At 48.4% G+C, this 20,520-nt stretch carries 21 protein-coding genes; 8 read left to right on the top strand and 13 right to left on the bottom strand.

All coding sequences use genetic code 11. The features are described from left to right. The first annotated feature begins 29 nt into the window (after positions 1-29). From GGR41_RS05980 to GGR41_RS05990, 3 genes are all read left to right on the top strand, one after another. Positions 30-752 carry a 5'-methylthioadenosine/adenosylhomocysteine nucleosidase gene (locus tag GGR41_RS05980; RefSeq protein WP_167661058.1) on the top strand — a complete coding sequence of 241 codons (723 nt, stop codon included), beginning with the start codon at positions 30-32 and terminating at the stop codon, positions 750-752. 77 nt (positions 753-829) lie between these two features. Further along, positions 830-1,510 carry a protein-L-isoaspartate O-methyltransferase family protein gene (locus tag GGR41_RS05985; protein WP_167661059.1) on the top strand — a complete coding sequence of 227 codons (681 nt, stop codon included), beginning with the start codon at positions 830-832 and terminating at the stop codon, positions 1,508-1,510. 4 nt (positions 1,511-1,514) lie between these two features. Next, positions 1,515-2,840, top strand: a complete 1,326-nt coding sequence (locus tag GGR41_RS05990; RefSeq protein WP_167661060.1) for a TolC family outer membrane protein — start codon at positions 1,515-1,517, stop codon at positions 2,838-2,840. Here GGR41_RS05990 and GGR41_RS05995 read toward each other — a convergent pair. The 11 genes from GGR41_RS05995 to GGR41_RS06045 all read right to left on the bottom strand — a co-directional run bounded on the left by GGR41_RS05995 (position 2,837) and on the right by GGR41_RS06045 (position 13,681). Continuing rightward, positions 2,837-3,319 (bottom strand): adenylyltransferase/cytidyltransferase family protein, encoded by a 483-nt coding sequence (locus tag GGR41_RS05995; protein WP_167661061.1) that lies wholly within the window; start codon positions 3,317-3,319, stop codon positions 2,837-2,839. The two genes, GGR41_RS05990 and GGR41_RS05995, sit on opposite strands and share 4 nt — an antisense overlap. Position 3,320: 1 nt before the next feature. Next, positions 3,321-4,175, bottom strand: a complete 855-nt coding sequence (locus GGR41_RS06000) for a ferritin family protein (protein ID WP_077734410.1) — start codon at positions 4,173-4,175, stop codon at positions 3,321-3,323. A 143-nt stretch (positions 4,176-4,318) separates the two neighbouring features. Continuing rightward, positions 4,319-5,872 carry a ubiquinone biosynthesis regulatory protein kinase UbiB gene (ubiB, locus tag GGR41_RS06005; RefSeq protein WP_167661062.1) on the bottom strand — a complete coding sequence of 518 codons (1,554 nt, stop codon included), beginning with the start codon at positions 5,870-5,872 and terminating at the stop codon, positions 4,319-4,321. A 3-nt stretch (positions 5,873-5,875) separates the two neighbouring features. After that, entirely contained in the window at positions 5,876-6,520 is a 645-nt protein-coding gene (locus tag GGR41_RS06010) for a ubiquinone biosynthesis accessory factor UbiJ (protein WP_167661063.1), read from the bottom strand. 52 nt (positions 6,521-6,572) lie between these two features. Continuing rightward, positions 6,573-7,538 (bottom strand): Tim44 domain-containing protein, encoded by a 966-nt coding sequence (locus GGR41_RS06015; protein WP_167661064.1) that lies wholly within the window; start codon positions 7,536-7,538, stop codon positions 6,573-6,575. A gap of 124 nt (positions 7,539-7,662) precedes the next feature. Continuing rightward, a complete protein-coding gene (locus GGR41_RS06020; protein WP_167661065.1) occupies positions 7,663-9,243 on the bottom strand; it encodes a phytoene desaturase family protein in 1,581 nt (526 codons plus the stop codon). A gap of 6 nt (positions 9,244-9,249) precedes the next feature. After that, positions 9,250-10,044: an SDR family oxidoreductase gene (locus GGR41_RS06025; protein ID WP_167661066.1), complete on the bottom strand. Its 795-nt coding sequence runs from the start codon at positions 10,042-10,044 to the stop codon at positions 9,250-9,252. Continuing rightward, the gene (locus GGR41_RS06030) at positions 10,041-10,643 is read right to left on the bottom strand and encodes a cysteine hydrolase family protein (RefSeq protein ID WP_167661067.1); all 603 of its coding nucleotides are present in this window, start codon (positions 10,641-10,643) and stop codon (positions 10,041-10,043) included. Before GGR41_RS06030 ends, GGR41_RS06025 begins: the two co-directional genes overlap by 4 nt. 16 nt (positions 10,644-10,659) lie before the next feature. Further along, a complete protein-coding gene (locus GGR41_RS06035) occupies positions 10,660-11,193 on the bottom strand; it encodes an aromatic-ring-hydroxylating dioxygenase subunit beta (protein WP_167661068.1) in 534 nt (177 codons plus the stop codon). Positions 11,194-11,202: 9 nt separating this feature from the next. Beyond that, complete coding sequence (locus GGR41_RS06040) at positions 11,203-12,504, bottom strand: aromatic ring-hydroxylating dioxygenase subunit alpha (protein WP_167661069.1); 1,302 nt, start codon at positions 12,502-12,504, stop codon at positions 11,203-11,205. Positions 12,505-12,514: 10 nt separating this feature from the next. Then, the gene (locus tag GGR41_RS06045; protein WP_167661070.1) at positions 12,515-13,681 is read right to left on the bottom strand and encodes an ABC transporter substrate-binding protein; all 1,167 of its coding nucleotides are present in this window, start codon (positions 13,679-13,681) and stop codon (positions 12,515-12,517) included. 180 nt (positions 13,682-13,861) lie between these two features. On the opposite strand from GGR41_RS06045, the gene GGR41_RS06050 reads away from it, so the two are divergent. Beyond that, on the top strand, positions 13,862-14,842 hold the full coding sequence (locus GGR41_RS06050; RefSeq protein ID WP_077734404.1) for an AraC family transcriptional regulator: 981 nt from the start codon (positions 13,862-13,864) through the stop codon (positions 14,840-14,842). Positions 14,843-14,889: 47 nt separating this feature from the next. Here GGR41_RS06050 and ubiE read toward each other — a convergent pair whose 3' ends face one another. Further along, entirely contained in the window at positions 14,890-15,654 is a 765-nt protein-coding gene (ubiE, locus tag GGR41_RS06055; protein WP_167661274.1) for a bifunctional demethylmenaquinone methyltransferase/2-methoxy-6-polyprenyl-1,4-benzoquinol methylase UbiE, read from the bottom strand. Positions 15,655-15,800: 146 nt separating this feature from the next. On the opposite strand from ubiE, the gene phoB reads away from it, so the two are divergent. From phoB to GGR41_RS06070, 3 genes are read left to right on the top strand one after another with little or no spacing between them, the layout of a single operon-like run. Next, positions 15,801-16,508 carry a phosphate regulon transcriptional regulator PhoB gene (phoB, locus tag GGR41_RS06060; RefSeq protein WP_167661071.1) on the top strand — a complete coding sequence of 236 codons (708 nt, stop codon included), beginning with the start codon at positions 15,801-15,803 and terminating at the stop codon, positions 16,506-16,508. A gap of 9 nt (positions 16,509-16,517) precedes the next feature. After that, the gene (gene phoR, locus GGR41_RS06065) at positions 16,518-17,816 is read left to right on the top strand and encodes a phosphate regulon sensor histidine kinase PhoR (protein WP_167661072.1); all 1,299 of its coding nucleotides are present in this window, start codon (positions 16,518-16,520) and stop codon (positions 17,814-17,816) included. 52 nt (positions 17,817-17,868) lie between these two features. After that, positions 17,869-18,300, top strand: a complete 432-nt coding sequence (locus tag GGR41_RS06070) for a VOC family protein (protein WP_077734403.1) — start codon at positions 17,869-17,871, stop codon at positions 18,298-18,300. Between the two features lie 45 nt (positions 18,301-18,345). Here the strand turns inward: GGR41_RS06070 and ilvA are convergent, their stop codons facing one another. Continuing rightward, positions 18,346-19,854: a threonine ammonia-lyase, biosynthetic gene (ilvA, locus tag GGR41_RS06075; RefSeq protein ID WP_167661073.1), complete on the bottom strand. Its 1,509-nt coding sequence runs from the start codon at positions 19,852-19,854 to the stop codon at positions 18,346-18,348. A 113-nt stretch (positions 19,855-19,967) separates the two neighbouring features. Here ilvA and GGR41_RS06080 point away from each other — a divergent pair, with 113 nt between their 5' ends. Continuing rightward, positions 19,968-20,513, top strand: a complete 546-nt coding sequence (locus tag GGR41_RS06080) for a YqaA family protein (protein WP_167661074.1) — start codon at positions 19,968-19,970, stop codon at positions 20,511-20,513. The last annotated feature ends 7 nt before the right edge of the window (positions 20,514-20,520 follow it).

A 20,520-nucleotide genomic window follows, 5' to 3' on the forward strand; every position in this document is an offset into this window, starting at 1 on the left:
GTGGTCACTTATTTTTTGTTTTTATCACAATGAGTCATCCCTTAACTGGCATTATTGTTGCCATGCAAGAAGAGCTTGAAGTGATCTTGCAATCGCTTGTTAATGAACGCACGGTCCACCGTGCAGGTATGGATTTTCATGTCGGTCATTACGCTGGCCGCCCGGTAGTCGCTGTCATTTGTGGTGTAGGCAAGGTCAATGCTGCCTTATGTTCCCAGATACTTATTTCTGAGTTTCACATTACGCAGCTGATTAACATAGGGGTAGCAGGCGGCCTAGGGCACGCCATTAAGCCAGGCGATCTTGTCATCGCGGATAGCCTCGTACAGCACGATATGGATCTTAGCCCTTTGGGTTTAGAGCGTGGTCAGCTATTCCGGTTAGACGTGTTTGACTTTAAAACAGACGAACGGTTGCTTGAGCTAGCACGCCAAGCAGCCATTCATATTGCCCAGCACGATCATTTCATCGGTAGAATCGTGACAGGTGATCAATTTATTGCCAATCCAGATCAAGCCAAGGCCCTGCATGAGCATTTTTCCGCCCTAGCCTGCGAAATGGAAAGCGCAAGCATTGCTCAAGTTTGTTATTTAAACCAAGTCCCTTTTATTTGTATTCGCTCGATTTCAGATAATGCAAACACGGGCGCCCATATGGATTTCACGCAATTCACTCCTATTGCGGTCGCTAATGTTAGTACCTTGTTACAGGTTATGATTCCTCTATGTGACCCAGTGTCCATAGTCGCCTAGATCAAGGCATAATACGTAGTATGACAGCTCGTTACGAACTGTCCTATTTTTGATTGTCCTGCTAATTATTAACTGCTATGAATATAAACGCGCTGTCTGAACTGGAACTTGCCCGCTATTACATGGTTGAGCAACAAATTCGCCCTTGGTACGTAGAAGATGAAAAGGTTTTGCAGGCACTTATGCAAACACCTCGTGAAAACTTCGTGCCTCCTGCTTATAAAGCCATGGCATTTGCTGATACTGAAGTGCCTTTGGTGATTGACTCTGTTGACACCAATGAATACATGCTCAAACCAGTTATCGAAGCCCGTTTAGCGCTTAGTCTTGAACTCAGCCCTAGCGACGGTGTGTTGGAAATTGGCACTGGCTCAGGCTATCAGGCCGCCCTCTTAGCTCAATTAGCTCAGCAAGTCACCTCGGTTGAAATCAATAGCACCCTAGCCGCGTTTGCCACTGACAACTTACAACGCCAACATATTCAAAATGTGATTGTTGAAACTGGTGATGCTCACGAAGGCTGGGGCACCACAGAGTACAATGCTATTTTGCTCACCGGCTCTGTGCCCACTGTACCGGATGCACTGAAATATCAACTTTGTATTGGTGGACGCTTGGTAGCCGTAGTAGGCACCAACCCCATCATGACCGCCATACGCATTACCCGCACCAGCGCAGCCAGTTTCGAGACCACCCCTTTATTCGATACGGTAATCAAGCCTTTGCGCGGCAGCCGTGTTTCTCGCTTTCATTTCTAATGCAATGATGCGGCTGCTTTGTGTTTTTACCTTGGCCTTGTGGACTACCCTTAGTGTTGCCGCGCCGTCACTCGACTTATGGCAGGCGTGGCAGTCTGCCCAGCATAGCGACCCCATCTATGCCGCCCAACAAGCACAAACTCTGGCATCTCAAGAGCAAATCAACCAAGCCAGGGCTCAGCTTCTTCCCTCGGTGGATGCCGTAACTAGCCTGCAACGCAACGATTTACGTCGTGCTAGTCGGTTAAACCAAGGCCAACAATCGAACGCTAATCAATGGCAACTGCGTCTTAGCCAGCCGCTGCTTGATCTATCAGCGGTCGCTCTGCTCGAGCGCTCTAAGTTGTTAGCAGCCAGTGCTGTGTTTGCGTTGGATAATGCCAAAAACGACCTAGTGCTGCGTTTAAGCACAGCCTATTTTGATGTGTTAGCAGCTCAAGACAGCCTGATCTCTTTACAAGCCCAACACGACGCCATTACTCAGCAGCTCCAGTCGGCACAACTGGCGTTTGAGTTAGGCGGGGCTACGATTACTGATACCTACGAAGCGCAGTCACGACTGGACTTAATTAATGCGCAATTGATTCAAACCCGTCAGCAATTAGAAAACAGACGTCAACACTTAGCGCGTATTACTGGCTTGCCTATTTATCAGCTAGCCCCACTACGCGACCCCATTCAGCTACCAAAACCCGAACCACAAAACGCGGACGCATGGGTGTATCAAGCCCAAAGCCACAATCTCGAACTCATACAGCGCCGCCTTGCGGTGCAAGCACAGCAGCACCAACTAGAAGCCAATCAACGTGAGCACTCCCCTACTATATCGCTGCAAGCACGCAGTGGTAGCCAAAACACCATGGGGGTCTATGGGCCAAATACCCGGCCACGTGCGCTAGACAGCAGCATAGGGATTGAACTGAGCATTCCGTTATATAAGGGTGGTGCGATTGACTCAAAAGTACGTGAAAACGCATCGCTATTACAACAACGCCTTTCCGAACAGGAAAATGCACGCCGTGCTGCCACAGAAGCCGCTCAGATCCACTACTCAGGGGTAGAAAGTGGGCTGCTAGCGGTGCAAGCCCTAGAAGCCGCAGAGCGCTCTAGCCTTCAATCCGTTCAAGCCAATCGAACCGCTTATGAAATAGGGGTACGCATCACCAGTGATGTGCTTAACGCGCAGCAACAGCTGTACGAAACCCAACGAGCTTTAGCCCAAGCACGCTATAACACCTTGCTACATGGGCTTAATTTAAAAAATGCGGCGGGTCTACTTCAGGAAAATGACCTGCTAGAGCTTAACCAACTTTTAGAGCCTACACCTTAGCTGGCGCGTATTTTTTGTACTAAGTCTGTTGTAGAGCGGTTGTGTTCGATGGGAATGGCTATCGCGTCACCCCCCCAGCTGCGAACTAAATGCGTTTCTGCTAGGGCTTCCATATCGTAGTCACCGCCCTTAACGATTAAATCAGGGCGTAGTAACGCAATCAGGGCTTCGGGTGTGTGTTCATTAAAAACAGTCACATACGTCGTAGAGCTTAAGGCAGCCAGTAAGGCGCAACGATCTTGCTCGCTATTAAGCGGCCGCTCTTTGCCTTTATTTAGCGTACGTACTGAGGAATCTGAGTTCACCGCAACCACTAAGCTTGCACCTAACTGTGCCGCTGCATCTAAATAGCTAACATGGCCCCGGTGCAAAATATCAAACACGCCATTTGTAAAGACTAAAGGGCGTGGCAGCTGCCCTGATTGGACGGCCGCCACTAATGCCTCTTGGGTGAGAATTTTTTTATCAAAGCAAGGCATATTAGGGAGTAACTATTTTGCGAGTCAGCTCTTTGCGATAACGGTTTAATGAGGCCGCAGACTCGAAGTCTTCACCCATTAACAATGACATGTTGTGCAAGATACGCGTGCTAACACGCCCTTCCCATTCTTTATCAAAGCAAATTTGATTGTCGAGCCAGTTTTCAAGCCAGCCTGGTGAAGGCAGCTTGGACTGAACGGTATCGTTAGGGAACATGGCCTTGTTGACGTGTAAGTTGGTGGGGTGAAGGGCTTGTGCGGTACGGTGCGCTGAAGCCATTAAGACCCCAATTTTAGAAAAAGCCAACCGTGTTTCCAGCTCGGACTGTTCGGTACCACCCAACTTTAAAGCACGACGCATATAACGTAAATAAGCGCCTGCATGACGGGCCTCGTCTTGGGCCACAATTTGGTAAATGGCTTTAATAACGGGCTCGGTGTGCCAATCGGCAGCACGTCTATACCAATGGTTTAAGCGAATCTCACCACAAAAGTGCAACATCAATGTTTCCATTGCAGGTGCTGGATCGAATTCGAAGCGTACTTTATGCAGCTCTTCTTCAGTGGGGACAAGCTCGGGTCTAAAACGACGCAAATATTCAATCAACACTAAAGAGTGTTTTTGTTCTTCAAAAAACCACACCGACATAAACGCACAAAAATCGCTATCGTCGCGGTTGTCGCGCATAAACATTTCTGTCGCTGGCAAAGCCGCCCATTCGGTAATGGCGTTCATCTTAATGGTGTAAGCTTGTTCGTCGGTTAGCTTACTACCATCAAACTCGTCCCAGGGAATATCATGTGCCATGTTCCATCGAACGGCTTCCATGGATTTAAAGAGTTCTGGGTAAAGCATAGTCATCCTTATGAATCTAGGCGTGGTAACAAGACACAATGCTTACACCACCGCATGACAAGTATTAGCTGCGGTCACCGAAATGTTGTAAATAGGTCTAATACTTGAGTTAATAACAAAGAAACTTGGCCGCCGTAACTGTGTTAGCGCACTAACGCCCACAGCCCAACGACTATTGCTACAGCAAGTACCCCACATAGCACCATCAAGACTTTATTTTGCTGCTGTTGCGCTAAGCGCAGTCGTTGAAGCTCTTGCTTTATATAGGGGGTATGGTCTGGGCGGCTTAAGTTTTCAAATACCAGTCGAGGCAATTGAGGGAGCATTTGCGACCACTGGCCTGCTTCTTGAGTTAGACGTTGTTTTAAACCGGGTAAACCAATACGTTGCCGCATCCAGTTTTCCAAATACGGTTTAGCGGTATCCCATAAATCTAACTCTGGGTCTAAGTCGCGCCCCATGCCTTCGACATTTAATAGGGTTTTTTGCAACAACACCAGTTGTGGCTGAATTTCCACATTAAAGCGTCTAGAGGTTTGGAACAAACGCAGAAGTACTTGCCCCAATGAGATTTGCGATAGGGGGCGGTCAAAGTACGGCTCGCAGACGGCTCGCACGGCCCCTTCTAGCTCTTCTTCCCGCGTGTCAGGCGGGACCCACCCTGATTCTATATGGAGTTGCGCCACACGTCTGTAATCGCGTTGGAAAAAAGCCAAAAAATTTTGCGCTAAGTAGTTTTTATCAAACTCGGATAAGGACCCAACTATACCAAAATCAAGCGCAATATAACGACCAAGCGTAGCAGGGTCATCAGAAACATAAATATTGCCTGGGTGCATATCGGCGTGAAAAAACCCGTCGCTAAACACCTGGCTAAAGAAAATTTCTACCCCTTTACGCGCGAGATCTTTTAGGTCTACACCGGCCTCGCGTAAACGTTCGACCTGACTGACGGGGATCCCTTTCATGCGCTGCATCGTTAAGACGTTAGTTGCGCAGTAATCCCAATAGACCTCGGGCACAATGAGCAGTTCGGCTCGGCCAGACTCAATAGAAAAATTGCGGCGCAGCTGACTGCAGTTGGAGGCTTCGCGGATGAGGTCAAGTTCGTCATGCAGATACTTTTCAAACTCGGCCACGACCTCGCGAGGTCGTAAGCGTCGCGCATCAGCCATTAAACGATGCGCCAAATTGGCAAAGGTGCGCATTAGCGCTAAGTCTTTAACGATGACCTCGCGCATGCCAGGACGTAACACCTTAACGGCGGCCTCGCGGCCGTCGTGCAAAATGGCAAAGTGAACCTGAGCAATAGACGCAGAAGCCACCGGATCGACTTCAAAATGCTTAAAAATAGTGTGGGGCGATGCGCCAAGCGCTTTCTCTACCGTTTGGGCGGCAAGCTGAGAAGAAAACGGAGGCACGCGGTCTTGCAGTAGAGCAAGCTCAATGGCTACATCGGCAGGAATTAAGTCACGCCGAGTAGAGAGCACCTGACCAAATTTTACAAATACAGGGCCTAATGACTCTAATGCCAAACGTAAGCGCACCCCACGGCTGTATTTAGGCCGGCGGCCCAAACGTACCCAACGTAATAAACGAGCCGCCAATGGATGACGAATGCTAGATAGCACAAGTTCATCAAGACGGTATTTAAACACGATGCACATAATAAAAAGGAAACGATTAATTCTGAGCATCGTCTATCCTTTTTGTTGAACGTTAAGCTGACTGGTACGCTGTTCAAGCAGAGCGAGCTTTTGGTCTAAATACTGCAATTGATCTTGCCAAATAACTAAATAATCGCGGCTGACTAACACACCACTTTCCTCGCCTAAAAACTCAGCCACATTACCCTCTAGTTGTTGAGCGGTACGTTGGCCTGATGTCATAAGGTGCTTAAGCGAAGCCACTATGCGTACCGCGAGAAGATCACCGGTAAAACGGGCAATTTCTGCCTCTGGATCGAAGCGCAATTGAGAAACAACCTGAGCCACCGCATTGGCTAGACCAGCATCCCCTTGGATATGCACTAAAGCAAGCACCGCGTCAGGGTCTGAACTAGCAAACGCAGCAGGAAGCTGACTAATATGAGAGGTAGGAATACGTAGTTCCACATCAGCCATTACGGCTGAGTCAGTCAAGTTAAGTTGACCCGCATGCGTGAAGCTTAATGATAAAGGCAGTGAGCCAAACGTGCATTTCAGCGTGCGGCCTGCATACTGAGCCAAGCGTTGCTGAGCCCATGGCTCGCGGCTTAAGACAGCATTAAGCGCCCGCACTACTAAAGCAGTGGGGCGCATAGCGGCTGGTAAAGGCAGTGAAGCAAATAGGGTTGGCAAAGACACAGTCCACCTATATGTTGGAATAAAGCCTTAGTTTAACCCGTAGACCTACACATTAGTTATTTGTGTCGATTTGCTGAATACCTGCCAACAACCAACCTGTATTATCTGCCTTGTAAAGATTCCAAACCTCTTCAAAACTGAAGGCTTCGGAGTTGGGGTCTTCACGCAACATACCTGAATAACGCACGCTAGCTAAATGCCCATCGGTGACTTTTTCAATGCCAAGCAATTCAGCATTTAGCAACACGATTTGTGTATGTTGGGCGCCTTCGCGAGCCAAGATCTCGGGCGTGAGCTCTTTAAGCAAGTCGTCGGTTAAGTATTCGCTTAGTGCGGCAGGGTTGCCCTGATCCCAGAGCTCTTGAATATGACGAAACTGTTGTTTTGAGTTGTTCAAGAAGCTAGTGATATCGAAGTCGGCAGGAATAAACCAAGACGGATCAATCGCCTGAACCGGTTCAGTAGCCGTGCCTAAATCGGCCATGGGCTCAGCTTGGAACGAAGCGTTTTGCGCTGACGCGTTGGCTGGCATTTGTGGCGTTGAGTCGCGGTACATGGGCGAGGCCTGCCCCGCAGACTGCGTAGCGGGTCGAGCGCTACCACCGCGTAAACGACGCACTACAAAGATGACAGCAAAGACAACCAATGCAATAAGGACAGCACTGGATAAGGCTTCGAGTAATGCCCCACCTAAACCTAGGCTAGATAGCAAAGCGGCAATACCCAAACCTGCCGCAATACCGGCGATCGGGCCTAAAAAGCGAGAAAACCCGCTTTTGGGCTGAGCAGCAGCACCACTACGTGCGGCATTGGCATTGGCCGGTGTGGCACTGCGATTGGTAGCAGCAGGCGGTTGCACCGCCTGACGTTGCTGCATCACATTGGACGATTGACGTCCAAAGCTCTTACCGCCTCCCATGCGACGTGCCTCGGCATCAAAGGATGCCGTCATCATCACAACGGTGGAAAAAGCCAAAACGGCTACAGCTGCAAAACGAGCTAGACGCTTAGAAATCATGGAAATCTCCTGTGGGCAAGTACTTTGCCCTAAACAGCGTAATAAAACTGACTATAAGCTGACAGATTAGCACAAGAACTGGGGCTTTAACCACCTTTATCTTTAAGTGTATACCTTAACTGCCTCATTTAATTAAATCAGCAACTAACAGGCCCGAGCCACCCCCTAAGCCTGGACCTGGGTGGGTGGATGCACCAATGTGATAGACGTTGGCGACTGGCGTGTGATGGCCTTTTACTTTGCCCTGCTTGGCAAAAGGTCTAAACCAAAAGAACTGATCTAAAGAACATGCGCCGGAATAAATATCGCCATCAACTAAATTGACATTTAACTGAGACAGATCGTAGGGCGATAAAACATGGCGCCCAATTATGGCTTCATCGAGATTAGGAATATGTTGCGCGAGTTGGTTAATAATACGGTTAGCCACGTGCTCCTTAACCTCAGGTGTCCAACCCTCTGCCCCTACAGCGATCTGATTCGCCGCATCCCCTTTTAGTTCTCTTGGCATGTCTTGAATTTGCAACCAGAGAATCCAGCCCCCTTCTGGTGCTCGACTCGGGTCTACCGCCACGGGTTGGCCTACGGCAATTGTGGATTGACGCGGGATTAGCCCGCACTCGGCTTCCATCACAGATAAAGACACCTGATCTAAGTCGGTGGCTAGATGCAGCAACGGCACATTGATCATCTCCGGATCTGCCCACTGGGGCTTTTCTTTCAAGGCCAAGTGGATCTGCATTGCTCCTCGTCCGTAGCGGTAAGTACTCGCCGCTTTTTGTGTCTCTAGCGGGGTATCGTGCAATAACACGCCATACAGTTGGGTGGGTGTCACATTACACACCACAGCCTTGGTGGCGTAATAAGCGTCTTGGCCACTTTGAACACCTATTGCACGACCGTTTTGAAGCAAAATACGTTCTACATTGACGTGGTTATAAAGCTCCCCACCGTGTTGTCGAATCAAGCGTACAAACCCGTCTACGAGTTTTTGACCACCCCCTTTTACTACTGGCATGCCACCCGCCACAACGGCGGCAAAGGTAAGCTTTCCTATCAATGCGGAGCCTGCGTCTTGAGGCCCAAGACCTGAATGCAGCACCCAAGGCGCCATCAGCGCGTTGGTTTGGGGGTGCTGTACGTACTGTTGGGACCACGTTCTAAATGGTGTAAGAGCGCCTTTCGCGAACCCCAATAAGTCATCCAGGCCTCGTTTGCGCCATTGCTGATATAACAACTTAAAGGTGCTCCATTTATAGGGAGAGTTCCCCAGCATTCCAAATAGCAATTCGGCGTTTTTCTCAAAAATCTCATTCACCATCGCGTTAAACGCCTGCCCGTCTCCTGGTGCAAATTGGTCGATGCGCTGAATCGTATCCGCGACATCTTGTTTTAGGACGAGGCTGTGTCCTGCCGGGGTAATGACACCGGTTGTGTAGCCATTGTTTAAAAACTCAACGCCTACACTTGCCAAATCACTTTGAATCCGTTGGTAGGCACCGCCACCTAAAAATAGGGGATACCACGACGCCATTAGCTCGTGGTGATACCCCGGAAAAAGCTCTGTTGTGTGAATACAGCCACCAAAGGAGGCTTTGCGCTCTAGTACCAAGGGCTTAATGCCTCGCTTCGCTAATAGCAAAGCGCACACCAATGAATTTAAGCCACTACCTATAATCACTACGTCATAGTTTTTGTTTTTCAATGTTCTTTACTCCTTTGGATTCGCGGTTTGATCTAACCAGTACCGTGGCCCTTTGCCTTGGTCGGGGCCTAATACCGAAAAGCCCCCATCCACAGGAATATCTACGCCTGTGATCCAACTGGCTTGTGGTGAAACCAAAAACCCAATCACAGCGGCAATTTCACTTGCATCAGCTACCCGTCCTAAAGGGTGCACCTGTGCGCCCACCTCATTAGCGAGTGAACGGTCTCCTTTCACCATCGAAGACAGGGCTGGCGACCACGTCCATGCGGGGGAAACAGCCACCACTCGTATACCTTGGGGCGCCAGCTCGGCCGCTAGGTTTTTAGTTATTTGCAATAATGCGGCTTTAGAGGCTGGATATAACAGTCGGCCTACGCCAGCAATTTTGCCGCCAATACTGCCTAAATTAATAATCACGCTGCCTGTCCGCATTAACGGCACCACTTTTTGGGTTAATAACGCAGCTGAAACTAAATTGACATCCAGAGTCTGATGCCATTGTGCGCGAGTAGAGGCTAAGCCGGCATCGTTATAGGAACAAGCGTTATTAATTAAATAATCCACTTGCCCAAACTGATGCTGAATACTGGCTAAAGCGTGGTCAACCGCGTTATCGTCGCAAATATTGACATGGAAAAAGTGGTAAGCCGAATCATTCAGCTCAACACCTAAGGCTTGGCCTGCTTCGAGGTCTCTATCTAAGACCATGACGTGAGCGCCTTCAAGTAAAAAATGCTGCACGACCGCAGCACCTATACCCTGAGTCCCACCTGACACCACAACCACTTTCTGAGTCATTGGCTTACCTTTTTATTCCAGTCGGCCGCGCTTAATTGCGGCACTACCTTGGCAATTAAGCGCATACTTTGTAAAGCGTTCGCATGGGCCTCGGGTGGCGCCCCGCATGCATCGGCGGCCACAATGACCTCAAACCCCATGTCTACGGCATGCCGTACGGTGCTTTCCACCACAGAGTGCGTGGCAACCCCACCGACAACTAATCGTTGCGCGTTCAACTTTCGTAGAATCACCTCAAGGTCAGACCCGTAAAACGCATTAATACGCTTATGGCTTACTACAAATTCTGCAGAGTGGTTTGCCAAAGGCTCTAGCCCAGTATAAAACTGCGCGCCCCAACTGCCATCCTGCATGGCTCCCATCTGCTTAACGGCTTCTAGAATAGGAGCATTACAGATTAAGTCTGCATAATCAGGACGATAGGCGACACGCACATGCACAATGGGTACATGTGCCTGCCTAGCTTGTGATAGTAGACTCGCTGCAGCGGTAATCACCCGTTGGCGATCAGGGCTATTTGCCTCGATACCTACACGTATTTTGCCTTCCTCGTGCAGCACTTCGTTTTGATAATGCAAAGCCAATAACACCGTACCCATGTGACTTCCTTGATACTTATAGATGGACTTCTAAGTTGCTGTGTACATCTTCACGATCGACTAAGTTGACCTGCTTTAGATAAATCTGCCATGTGTCTTGATGGGTTTTTAGCTTGTAAATGTAGGACCCGCCCAAAACACGCTGTTCTCCTTTGCGCCACTCAATCACTTGAAACGCCGCCTGAATCACTAAATAGCCGTGGGAGTCCTGACCCAACACAGACACATTGCTGATTAAGCGTGAAGAACGCGTAGGTGGTTGTTGCGACCAATTTCTGGCATTTTCCAAACGCTTCATACGCAGCTCACGCAGCATTTTGTTTTCCCAGAATAGGGAAATATGATCGTACGGGCTTGTTTGCTCAAAAGAATGAGGCGCCCAATACATGCCGTCTTCTGTCCATAAGTCTAGCCATTGCTCCCATTGGCGTTGATCCAAATAACGCGCCTCAGCGTAAAGAAATTGCTTAACTTGCTCTAGTTGTTCTAGGTTAAACGCCACGGGGCGTAAGTTGTCTATGCTGACATCAAAATCTATATCAAAAAGCATGGTTATTCCTCAAGCAGCATTTAGCATGTATTTTTTCCAAGCGCGGTATAAATTTCGAACGGGAAGTTCGCTGGTGCCATTTACGGCTTTATACCCCCCCTCAATGGCTTCATCGGTACCGTGATAGCGGTGCATGCTGATCCAATCTCCACCATCGGTCAGATTCCCTTGCTGGCAACGACCATAGAGCTCCACATCATCTGGCATGACATTAGAAGAAGGAGAGTTAATGAGATTGGCGTACATTAAGCCTCGATGAAACAGTTCTTCGGGGGCACCTTTTAGGCGGAACAACTGAATCTCTACTTCGGTTTCATCGACTGCCACAGGGCGAATAACACGAAACTGTTGGAAAACAGTATGAGGTGAGCCACTGCCATACAAGACCGTGTTGTGGCGATTTTCACTTAAGATAGCCAAAGCACGCTCTGCGCCATACGCCTCGCTTAAAAGTTCATAGTGACGTTTAGAGACGGGATCAGACTCGATAGAGCCAGGATCAAAAATACCTTCCATGTAACCATGGCCGTTATCAAATGCGTAAAGATCTAACTGTTCCCAGAAAGTATACGGCTCGCCATTCCCCGCCATAATGTGTAACTCTAACGGCATGTGCCCCTCTTTGGTGGCTTGTTCTTTAGCAGCAGCATGTGAGGACTCATGCGTCACTACGGCATGCATCGTATCGTGCAAGTTCTCGTAGAACACTTTCCAGTTCGAGGGCTGACGTACTTTAAAACTGCCACGCACTACCTCTACCTCGCCCACGGGGGAACGGTCGCATAAATTATCAATGGAGCTTAAAACACCACCTAGAAAATCCGCTAAGCTCTCACCCTCGGCGGCTTGGCTTGCAAACACAAAACCTCGGTAATTATCCACTCGGGCTAAACGACGCATAGAAAAATCAGGGTGTTTGGGATCAAAGCACGTTCCCTCAAAGCCGGCTCGCATAGGAGCTGCCAAATGTGCGCCATCTAACTTAAACGTCCAAGCATGATAAGGACAGCGGAAAAATTTCCCCGCATTACCACAACCTTTGGCTACCACTTGGGCCCCTTTATGAGGACAACGGTTATAGAGCACATGAACTTGCTTGTCACTGCCTCGCACCATAATGACGTCCTGGGTCCCGAGGGTAGTCGTAATGTAGTCTCCGACATTAGGTACTTGGCTTTCATGACCGACATACACCCAAATAGTGCCGTAAATGCGTTCCATTTCCATTTTGAAAATAGCGGGGTCAGTATAGAGACGTTTATGTACGCTTTCGTCTCGAACCATATTTGCTATGTCTTGTGTTGCAATCATTTTTGCCTCCTTACATACTGCAGTTTTTGTAGTAATGATCTTTGTAATCACTAAAGACTAAACCTAGCGTTTTGTTTTTAATTTCACCATCGCTATCTTTATATACTTCGCGCATATAGTAATTTTGAATGGGGTAATTATTGGTGTTAAATGCAAAATCGCCTCTTACCGAGTCAAACTCCGCCTTTTTAAGCTCTGCTCTTAACTTGTCTTTATCGCTAAGGTCACCCTTTAAATTTTGGACTGCGGCTCCTAATAAGCGCGCCGCATCGTAACCTTGGGCCGCATACATCGAAGGGATACGGCCATATTGTTTTTGGAAAGCCTCTACAAATTGTTTATTGGCTTCATTGTCCAAATCAGCAGACCATTGCGCGGCATTACGCATTCCTACCATAGGCTCTCCTACCGCCCGTATGGTGTCCTGATCGGCCGAAAAACCCGGTGTGTAAATAGCGATTTGCTGATTTAAGCCTGAACTCACTAATTGCTTAATGAAGCTAACCCCCATTCCTCCCGGTAAAAAGAAAAATACAGCATCGGCGCCAGAGGCTCGGATCTGTGCGATCTCGGTGGCGAAATCCAACTGCCCCAACTTCACATAGGTTTCGTCAGCAAGCTCTCCTGTGTATTCACGCTTGAACCCATCAATGGTTTCACGACCGCCTGGATAGTTGGGGGCAATGACAAAGACCTTTTTATAATTGGCCTCGCTCATGGACTTACCCATTGCAGCGGGGATATCTTCGTTTTGCCACGAGACAGTAAAAAAGTTAGGGTGACACTTCTCTCCAGCAAAGTCCGCCGGACCCGTATTAGTGGATAGATAAATGGTGTCATTACCTAAAATCCGCGGCATAACTGGCAACAGCACATTTGAAAACACCATGCCTGTCATGATGTCCACTTTGTCGCGCTTTAATAATCGCTCTGCTGCTTGACGCCCTTCATCGGGTTTTTGTTGGTCGTCTGCAATAAGCAAGGTGGTCTTTATGCCACCTAGTTGGTGATTACTTTGTAAAACAGCCAGCTCAAAGCCATCTTTAATTTCATTTCCTAAAGCAGCACCAGGACCTGAAAATGTAGAAAGCAAACCTATTTTTAACTCCTCTGCCATCGCTGCATGACAGGTCAATCCTCCTAAGCCCAGCAAAACGGCTATAGCGGTCTTTTTCATTGCTGTCTCCTTTAGTTAAGTAAAAACCCCGAGGGTTTTACACTCAGATTCTTTTTTTTTGCTTTAATTTTTATCTAAAATACTTCATATATAAAACAATCATAAGTAAGACATCCTGCCCTAACTAGCCATAATGGGCACGACCTATCCACTTTAGGTAAATAGTTGGAGACACGCTTTATGACCTCATGGCTTATGCATGGATTGCAAAATTTGTATGCGTTGCCTCCGGTTTTTGAGTCATCTGATCCGCATATGACTAAAACAGAAACCACCGAATTTCTAAAAGAGCATCGGCTAACTTGGCAAACAGGCACAGTTAACTCGGCCTTGCGGTGTACTACCGTCGGAGAGCTTTCTTTTTTAATGTTGCGTTACGGCGCAGCGGTTCATGTCGCACCGGGTGCGTTGCACGATTTTTATTTATTTCAGGTGCCCATTCGTGGTCAGTCACGTATTGGGGTAGGCAATCACCAAATTCATGCCAATTATTCCACCGGCACCATTATTTCCCCCGAGCTAAACGTGCGTTTAGATTGGGAAGAAGACTGTGAGCAGTTTTTAATTAAGATTCCAGCAGAGCGTTTAGTCGACGCCTGTAGCGCCCTCTTAGATACCACGCCCGAAGAAAAAATAGAGTTTCATCCTGAATTTGATCTGAGTCAGGCTCATGGCATGGCGTGGAAATATCAAGTGAATGCATTGCTGACGTACCTATCCACCTGTAGTCAGCCTCCGGCTCAATGGCTGAAAAGCCATGAGTCTTCGTTGCTACAACATCTATTACTGACGCAGCCGAATAATTTTTCTCATTATTTTCACGCGCCTAACGCGATAAGCGGTTCAAGGCGACTGCGCTTGGCCAGACGTTATATCCATGCCAACCTAAAAGCAGATCTCAGTCTCAGTCAAATTGCTGCCGCCTGCGACTCCAGTGTGCGTAGTATGACTCAGGCCTTTAGAGAACAACTCAACCTCAGCCCTCAGCTCTACATACGTCAAGCTCGGCTGCAAGCGGTACGCCATGCGTTACTGCATGCCTCGCCCACTGCTACAGTGACAGAAATAGCTACGTCCTGGGGCTTTAACCATTTAGGTCGATTTAGTGCGTGGTACAAAGAGCGCTACGAAGAGTCCCCTTCTGAGACCCTCAATAAATAGCAGAATTAAAAAAAGCCTGGTTCACCAGGCTTTTCTACTGCATCGACTTAAGCGAGTTTTATGCCTTCGTGTAAAGCACACACGCCAGCAGTTAAGTTGAAGTATTGCACGCGCTCAAAACCGACTTCCTGCATTAAGGTGGCTAAGCTAGCTTGGTCGGGATGCATACGGATGGATTCGGCCAAATACCGATAGCTGTCTTCGTCTTGGGCTACGACTTTCCCTATCTTTGGCAAGACATTAAATGAATACCAGTCGTATAGCGGCGCTAGAGGCTTGGCAACCTGGGAAAACTCAAGCACTAAGAGCTTGCCGCCAGGTTTTAACACTCTACGCATTTCCGCTAAGGCTTGATCTTTGTGTGTCATGTTACGTAACCCAAAGGCCACACTCACACGATCAAAATAATTCGATGGAAACGGTAGAAACTCAGCATCACACACCGCTACTGGCGTCAAGATACCCTGATCTAATAGACGGTCGCGACCGACACCCAACATAGAACTGTTAATATCAGTAAGCCAGACTTGACCCGTAGGGCCTGCCTTGCGGGCAAAGGCTTTAGATAAGTCGCCGGTACCGCCAGCAATATCCAGTACCTTCATGCCCGGACGCACCGCAGCACGCCCTATGGTGAATGACTTCCAGATACGATGCAGCCCAGCCGACATCAGGTCGTTCATGACGTCATAACGTTGTGCAACCGAGTGAAAAACCTCGGCGACCTTAGCGGCTTTTTCTGTTTCGGCCACGGTTTGGAAACCAAAGTGGGTAGTTTCCGTAGATTGAGTTGGGGATGTTTTATTTTCCATGATGTCGTAATCGTACCGTAAATAACGGGGAAAACCCATGTAAAAAAAGCAAATAACACACTATTTACTGGGTTGTTTTCACAAACCTGAAACATTAGCGCCATATTATGAAGTTATCTATTTAACTACGAGACGTATTTCACACTATGAGCACGACTATTCTTGTAATCGAAGATGAGCCAGCTATCCAAGAGCTGATAGCCGTGAACTTGTCGTTTGCTGGTCATAAGGTATTACGCGCTTATGACGCCGAACAAGCCCAGACCTTGATTCGAGCTGAACTGCCTGACCTTATTTTACTTGATTGGATGCTGCCAGGGGCCTCGGGCATTACTTTAGCCAAAAAACTTCGCTCCGATGAACGCACACGTCAGGTCCCTGTGATTATGTTAACCGCAAAAGGCGCTGAGGCCGATAAAATTGAAGGCTTAGAAGCCGGTGCGGACGATTACATTACCAAACCGTTCTCGCCCAAAGAGCTTTTAGCCCGAATTAAAGCTGTATTACGTCGTCGTGCCCCCCAGCTTACCGATGACCTTATCGAGATAGGAAGCTTACGTTTAGACCCAACAACGCATCGGGTGACGGGGGCAGAAAAAACTCTTACTATAGGCCCAACCGAGTTTAGATTATTGCATTTTTTTATGACTCACACGGAACGCGTATTTTCTAGAGCCCAGCTTCTCGATAAGGTCTGGGGAGACCATGTGTTCGTAGAGGAACGTACGGTAGATGTGCATATACGTCGTTTACGTAAAGCCCTAGAGCCTACCCAGCACGACGCACACATAGAAACGGTACGTGGTGCAGGCTACCGATTTGCGGCCTCTCTTCCTGATAACCTAACCAAATAACCTTCCATCATGAGCAAAACCCTCAGCACCCTTTTTTTTTGGGCCGTTTTGTCTGCCGCAATTGGATGGTGGCTAGGCCCAGCGACCGGTTGGGGTCTGTTTGCATTAGGTTTGCTGCTCTTGGTTCTAATTGGGGCATTTCAATTACAAAAAATTCAGCGTTGGGTGACTAATTTAGACGCCCCACCGCCCCCCTCGGTCGGACCTTGGGATGATATTTTGGCCCCCATTTATCGAAAACTAAAACAAAACCGCCTTTCTATCCACGATCAGAACCGGCACATAGAAAGCATGATGATGGCCGCAGAAGCTCTGCCTGATGGCGCAGTGACATTGAATAACGAGCTGCATGTGCAATGGTGCAATAAGTCTGCCAGCCAGCACTTGGGCTTGAACTTAGCCACTGACCGTCAACAAAGCATTTTTAATATTGTGCGCTCACCCGAGTTTGCCCACTATGCCCAAGGCCGCGATTGGGATCACAGCCTGACGCTACATACTCACCAAGGGGGCGAGGAAAAAACCCTAGCCCTCCACCTGACCCCCTACGGTTTGGGGCAGTTTTTGCTGGTTTCACGTGATATTACGCAAATGGAAAAACTGGAAACCACGCGCAAAGACTTTGTGGCTAATGTCTCGCACGAGCTGCGCACGCCTTTGACGGTATTGTTGGGTTTTTTGGAAACACTCCAAGACATGCCTGCGGACTCGTTAGGCATAGAGCAACGGGCCCGCTATGAACAAATGATGATTGAGCAAGCGCAACATATGCAAGCCATTGTGGCGGATTTGCTTACCCTTTCTACTTTAGAGTCATCTCCTACCGCTGACCAAAGCGCTATTGCTGTGACACACCTGATTGAACAAGCCTTAACACGTGCCCACGCGCTTTCAGAAGGTCAGCACGTCTTTGTCACCGCCTTAGATGACACCCTCTGGATCGAGGGTTCAGAAACAGAATTAAGCTCTGCGATTAGCAACTTGCTGACGAATGCGGTGCGTTACACCCCCAAAGACGGCACGATTACGACAAGTTGGTTCATTAATAACGATGGCACGGCTACTTTTTCTGTTCAAGACACAGGCATCGGCATTGCGCCCCAAGACATACCGCGACTGACAGAGCGGTTTTATCGTGCAGATAAAGGGCGCTCACGTGCTACGGGCGGTACAGGATTAGGTTTGGCCATCACCCGCCACGTAGTCTCTAGGCATCAAGCCGAGCTGGAAATTAAAAGCCGCTATGCAGCAGGCAGTACATTCAGTATTCATTTTCCAGTCGATAGAGTTCGCATTCACAGCAGTTAAGGCTATTATGACTGGATAACACTTATAACCGTTTACTCTGGAGTACAAGCTCATGGCTGACCACACCCCTATTCGTCCTTTTCACTTGGCCTTTCCCGTGCGCGATCTTGACGAGGCCCGTGCTTTTTATGGACAAAAAATGGGTTGCCCCGAGGGGCGTTCCTCTGACCAATGGATTGATTTTAATTTATTTGGTCACCAAATCGTTGCCCATTTAGCCCCCGAAGAATGCACGCCTGTTGCCACCAGCGATGTGGACGAACACAATGTGCCCGTGCGGCACTTTGGGGTGGTGCTTGATATGCCCACGTGGGAGGCTCTGGCTCAGCGTCTTAAAGACGACGGTACCGAATTCGTGATTGAGCCCTATATTCGCTTTAAAGGCCAGCCTGGCGAACAAGCCACCATGTTCTTTTTAGATCCCTCTGGCAATGCGCTCGAATTTAAAGCATTCCACTCGTTAGACTCACTTTTTGCCAAATAGAAAAAAGCCACCTTAAGGGTGGCTTTTATTTGAGGAAAACAAGAACTATAAAAATAGCTTGTAGACTGGGTTATCCGTTTCATTCCAATACGGATAGCCCAACTCACTTAAAAAGACTTTAAAGGCTTTTTTATCAGCGGGTGGCACCTGAATACCGACCAAAATGCGCCCGTAATCGTCACCCTGATTGCGGTAATGAAACAGGCTGATATTCCACTCGGGGTTCATACTGCTAAGGAAACGGCGCAAGGCTCCGGGACGTTCTGGAAACTCGAAACGATATAAGACCTCGTGCTGAGCTAAATCGGATTTCCCCCCCACCATGTAGCGCAAATGCGTTTTTGCCATTTCATTATGGGTTAGATTTAATGTGGGAAAACCTTTAGCCACAAAATGCTGCTCGAGCTTGTCTACCTCGTCAGCTGACTGCGTTTGGAGCCCAACAAATACATGGGCTGTGTCTGGGTCAGAGATACGATAATTAAACTCGGTCACAGAGCGATCACCTAGGGCTTCGCATAGGCGTAAAAAACTCCCGTGTTTTTCTGCTAGGGTAATGGCAAAGAGGGCTTCGCGGTCTAGTCCCACATCGGCCCGTTCGGCCACAAAACGTAACCGATCAAAATTCATGTTAGCGCCTGAGGTGACCGCAATTACCGTTTCACCATTAAGCTTGTGTTCTCGAATATATTTTTTTGCACCTGCCATTGCCAGGGCACCGGCTGGCTCTAAAACACTACGCGTGTCTTGGAAGACATCTTTAATGGCAGCACAAATGGCATCCGTATCCACCAATATAAAATCATCGGCGTATTTTTGGGTGAGTTTAAAGGTTTCTGACCCCACTTGTTTAACGGCGGTGCCGTCGGAAAATAGGCCCACATCATTTAATGCCAAGCGACGTTTTGCCTTGACACTGCGTTGCATTGCGGCGGAGTCTTCGGTTTGTACCCCAATGATTTTTATTTCTGGACGCAGTTGTTTTATATAAGCGGCCACCCCCGCAATGAGGCCACCACCACCAATCGGTACAAAAATGGCATGGATAGGCCCAGGATGCTGATGCAGAATTTCCATGCCTACCGTCCCTTGCCCGGCAATGACATCGGGGTCATCAAACGGGTGCACAAACGTTAAGCCCTGCTCTTGCATTAAGACCAATGCGTGTTCATACGCATCCGAATAGCTTTCCCCAGCCAGCACGACTTCTCCGCCCAAATTGCGCACGGCTTCTACTTTAAGCTGTGGCGTGGTGGTAGGCATGACAATCACAGCCCGAGTTCCTAAACGACGTGCAGAAAAAGCCACCCCTTGGGCATGGTTGCCTGCCGACGCTGCTATCACACCCCGTGCTAATTCCTCTTGGGTGAGCTGCGCCATTTTGTTGTAAGCGCCACGTAACTTAAAACTAAATACCGCCAATTGGTCTTCACGTTTGAGTAGAATACGGTTATTCAGTTTGGCAGAGGCTAAAGCAGCAAGCTCAAGAGGGGTCTCAGAGACCACATCATATACTTTAGATGTGAGGGTTCGTTTTAGATAGTCGTTGGACATAATGGGCTGATTACTTCACAAAATCTGACGCAGTAAAATCAAAAAGAATACCATACCCCCAAGACAAATAGGCGTCACACTACGCAATTAATCGCTATCAAATCAGGACATTTATGGAAGCTTGGACGCATGACACCGTTATGTGGTTACTCGAGATGTGGGCTTTGCCTAAGATCGGTCTCAGTGCCATTTTTATTATTAGCTTAGTTTCAGCGACCTTATTACCACTTGGTTCTGAGCCCGCCGTTTTAGCCTATGTGGCTCTAGAGCCCACTCACTTTTGGTACGCGGTTGTGGTGGCTACAATCGGCAACACCATTGGCGGCGCAATTAGCTACTGGATGGGTTTGGGTGCAGCCAAAACCTATATCACGTGGCGTAAAGCTCACCCTAACGAATCGTCTGACCAAGGTAATTACAGTCAAAAAGCAGGCGGGCGCTGGCATAAAACGGTGACGCTGTGGTTGCACCGTTTAGGCCCAAAAGCGTTGCTCTTGTCATGGTTGCCCTTGGTTGGCGACCCGCTGTGTGCCTTGGCCGGCTGGATGCGCCTTTCGTTTTGGCCCAGTGTGTTTTATATGGCAATAGGTAAGTTTTTACGCTATAGCCTCATGACCTCTGCCATCTTGTGGCTGTTGCCTTATTTAGGCTGGAATTAACGCTTTT

Source organism: Paenalcaligenes hominis (assembly GCF_011927625.1).
Lineage (GTDB): Bacteria > Pseudomonadota > Gammaproteobacteria > Burkholderiales > Burkholderiaceae_B > Paenalcaligenes > Paenalcaligenes hominis.

Bases quoted from the DNA above. Each gene is read 5' to 3' on its own strand.
- GGR41_RS05980 (WP_167661058.1), top strand. From the start codon at position 30: ATGAGTCATCCCTTAACTGGCATTATTGTTGCCATGCAAGAAGAGCTT.
- GGR41_RS05985 (WP_167661059.1), top strand. From the start codon at position 830: ATGAATATAAACGCGCTGTCTGAACTGGAACTTGCCCGCTATTACATG.
- GGR41_RS05990 (WP_167661060.1), top strand. From the start codon at position 1,515: ATGATGCGGCTGCTTTGTGTTTTTACCTTGGCCTTGTGGACTACCCTT.
- GGR41_RS05995 (WP_167661061.1), bottom strand. From the start codon at position 3,319: ATGCCTTGCTTTGATAAAAAAATTCTCACCCAAGAGGCATTAGTGGCG.
- GGR41_RS06000 (WP_077734410.1), bottom strand. From the start codon at position 4,175: ATGCTTTACCCAGAACTCTTTAAATCCATGGAAGCCGTTCGATGGAAC.
- ubiB (WP_167661062.1), bottom strand. From the start codon at position 5,872: ATGCTCAGAATTAATCGTTTCCTTTTTATTATGTGCATCGTGTTTAAA.
- GGR41_RS06015 (WP_167661064.1), bottom strand. From the start codon at position 7,538: ATGATTTCTAAGCGTCTAGCTCGTTTTGCAGCTGTAGCCGTTTTGGCT.
- GGR41_RS06025 (WP_167661066.1), bottom strand. From the start codon at position 10,044: ATGACTCAGAAAGTGGTTGTGGTGTCAGGTGGGACTCAGGGTATAGGT.
- GGR41_RS06030 (WP_167661067.1), bottom strand. From the start codon at position 10,643: ATGGGTACGGTGTTATTGGCTTTGCATTATCAAAACGAAGTGCTGCAC.
- GGR41_RS06035 (WP_167661068.1), bottom strand. From the start codon at position 11,193: ATGCTTTTTGATATAGATTTTGATGTCAGCATAGACAACTTACGCCCC.
- GGR41_RS06040 (WP_167661069.1), bottom strand. From the start codon at position 12,504: ATGATTGCAACACAAGACATAGCAAATATGGTTCGAGACGAAAGCGTA.
- GGR41_RS06045 (WP_167661070.1), bottom strand. From the start codon at position 13,681: ATGAAAAAGACCGCTATAGCCGTTTTGCTGGGCTTAGGAGGATTGACC.
- GGR41_RS06050 (WP_077734404.1), top strand. From the start codon at position 13,862: ATGACCTCATGGCTTATGCATGGATTGCAAAATTTGTATGCGTTGCCT.
- ubiE (WP_167661274.1), bottom strand. From the start codon at position 15,654: ATGGAAAATAAAACATCCCCAACTCAATCTACGGAAACTACCCACTTT.
- phoB (WP_167661071.1), top strand. From the start codon at position 15,801: ATGAGCACGACTATTCTTGTAATCGAAGATGAGCCAGCTATCCAAGAG.
- phoR (WP_167661072.1), top strand. From the start codon at position 16,518: ATGAGCAAAACCCTCAGCACCCTTTTTTTTTGGGCCGTTTTGTCTGCC.
- GGR41_RS06070 (WP_077734403.1), top strand. From the start codon at position 17,869: ATGGCTGACCACACCCCTATTCGTCCTTTTCACTTGGCCTTTCCCGTG.
- ilvA (WP_167661073.1), bottom strand. From the start codon at position 19,854: ATGTCCAACGACTATCTAAAACGAACCCTCACATCTAAAGTATATGAT.
- GGR41_RS06080 (WP_167661074.1), top strand. From the start codon at position 19,968: ATGGAAGCTTGGACGCATGACACCGTTATGTGGTTACTCGAGATGTGG.